This is a genomic window from Streptomyces oryzae, from assembly GCF_017676365.1.
In the GTDB taxonomy this organism is placed as follows: Bacteria; Actinomycetota; Actinomycetes; order Streptomycetales; family Streptomycetaceae; genus Streptomyces; species Streptomyces oryzae.
In genome coordinates, this window is record NZ_JADKMA010000399.1 from 1 (window position 1) to 1,541 (window position 1,541).

2 protein-coding genes are annotated in these 1,541 nt (G+C 70.7%); both read left to right on the forward strand.

Features of this window, described 5'->3' with window-relative positions; genetic code table 11:
• Window positions 1-157 precede the first annotated feature (157 nt).
• Window positions 158-775: a single-stranded DNA-binding protein gene (locus tag ITI46_RS34395; RefSeq protein WP_209243974.1), complete on the forward strand. Its 618-nt coding sequence runs from the start codon at window positions 158-160 to the stop codon at window positions 773-775.
• A 194-nt stretch (window positions 776-969) separates the two neighbouring features.
• Window positions 970-1,541, forward strand: a 572-nt coding sequence (locus ITI46_RS34400) for a TQXA domain-containing protein (RefSeq protein WP_247747032.1), incomplete at its 3' end; no start/stop codon positions are given.

Here is a 1,541-nt window from a genome sequence, read left to right on the forward strand (position 1 = left end):
CCCCCGACCCCTCCCCCACTCTGGAATCCGCACGGCAATCCAGCAGCGATGCGGGGTTGCGGGACGGCGGAACCGCTGATCGCTGACTTCGGATCGAGAGGTCGCAAGGTCGCGGGACCGCCGAGCCCGGGACCGCCGCAAGGTGGGGGGGATTCGGATGAACGAGACGTATGTGACGGTGGCGGGCAACGTGGCGACGAAGGTCGACCACTGGACGTCCCCGTCGGGAGTGCCAGTCGCCAGGTTCCGGCTGGCCAGCACCGCCCGGCGCTTCGACAGGCGCAAGGAGTGCTGGACGGACGCGTCCACCAGTTTCTACACGGTCTGGGCATGGCGCGGACTGGCCACCAATGTGGCCTCCTCGGTGGCGCGCGGCGAACCGGTCGTCGTCCGCGGACAGTTGCGGATCGTGGAGGAGGAACGGGAGGGAAGGCGGTATCTGTCGGCGGATCTGATGGCGTCGACGGTCGGCCACGATCTGACGCGCGGGACGTCCGCGTTCGTACGGGTCAGTCGTGCCAACCCCGAGCTGACGCAGGTGCCAGGGATGGGCGGGCCCGGTGCGGCGGGCGGGCCCGAGTTCACACGGGGACCTGCGCCCGCCTGGCCGCCGCCGTCAGTCGAAGCCGCGGGGCCGTCGCCCTTCGGGTCGACCGGTGAAGGGGCGGGTGCTCCCGGTGCCGGATCGGCGTGCGAGGAGGGCGCCGTGGAGGAGCAGTTGGTGCCGGACGCAGTTGCGGAAGGGAGCGTTCCAGGTCAGCGCGGCGCGTCGTGATCGTCCCGGTCCGCCGGATTCAGCGATAACGATTGCGAGTCGGAATGTGTGGCCACCGTGAATCGTGGGGATTGCGCGCCGTCCGTCTCCTTACGATCCCACGCGTATCGACCAGGGGGTTCGAAGCTTTGCGGTAGACCAGCGGCACGCTGCGCGACGCGGCCGGGGGGAGGTTCTGCCAAGAGGGGAAGACCATGACTTCTGTACGCGTGCGGGCGGCCCGCCGTCTCAGCGTCGTCGCGGCGGCCACGGGGCTGTGCGCGACCGGCATGGCGGGCGGCGCCGCGCCGGCAGCCGCGGCTCCGGTGACGGCCGGGTCCGTCGCCGGGCCGGCCGTCGGGGGATCACTCACCGGCGGAATGCCGGAGCAGCGCAGCGGAGCGGTGGCCACGCTGAACGGTCTCGAAACCTACGGCCAGGCGGTGGTGACCGTCGGCGGCGAGAAGCAGAAGGTCGGCGCAGGCCTCTTCGAGATGTCCGTCGACGGGGGCGGCACGCTCCAGACCTACGGGCTGGACGCGCTCAACCCGATACAGAAGCAGTCGCGTTACGCGGAAGGGGCGTGGAAGTCCTCGTCCCTGTCCGGTAACCGCAACGCGGGCAAGATCCGCTGGATAGTGGAGCATTCCTATCCGCGGCGGAACGACCTCCAGGCGTTGGCCAAGGCTGCGGGTGCCAAGCGGCTCACCCCGCAGACGGCCGCCGCGGGCACGCAGGTCGCCATCTGGAGGTTCGCCGAAAACGGGGCGCGGGGGGTTGTGGAGGG

Bases quoted from the DNA above. Each gene is read 5' to 3' on its own strand.
- ITI46_RS34395 (WP_209243974.1), top strand. From the start codon at position 158: ATGAACGAGACGTATGTGACGGTGGCGGGCAACGTGGCGACGAAGGTC.